This window comes from Serratia sp. ASV30 (genome assembly GCF_016428815.1).
Classification (GTDB): domain Bacteria; phylum Pseudomonadota; class Gammaproteobacteria; order Enterobacterales; family Enterobacteriaceae; genus Chania; species Chania fonticola_C.
In genome coordinates, this window is sequence record NZ_JAELTL010000217.1 from 1 (window position 1) to 396 (window position 396).

The 396-nt window shown below is 36.6% G+C and carries 1 protein-coding gene; it reads left to right on the forward strand.

The window, feature by feature from the left end; all coding sequences use genetic code 11:
- Positions 1–396: LuxR C-terminal-related transcriptional regulator (locus JHD74_RS26150; RefSeq protein ID WP_233169707.1), on the forward strand; the 396-nt coding region annotated here is incomplete at both ends.

Sequence of the window (396 nt, forward strand, 5' to 3'; positions counted from 1 at the left end):
GTGCTATCTCTCTGGAAAAGTACTCTCTGTTTATGAAGATATTCATAGAAACGCTTACTTAAGAAAAACCTCACACGTCATTATTGCAGACAAGGACTTTTTACATATGCTAGGGCTTGGGGTAAATGAAGAGATTTCACGATCTGTCTCTTTCATATCAAGCGAGGATTGTAATTTAAGCTATTTTGACAAAATGCTAAACTCACATAACTCTGATCATTCTCAACAATTCCGGGTACGTGAACACTCCTCATTCTGGAGTCTAAAACAGAGAGAGAAGCGTATATGCTTTTATCTCTATAATGGTTTTACTCCATCTTTTATAGGCTCATTGCTGGGGATTCACTCTAAAACTGTCAGCTACTATCGCATGAGAATAATGAAAAAAATAGGATG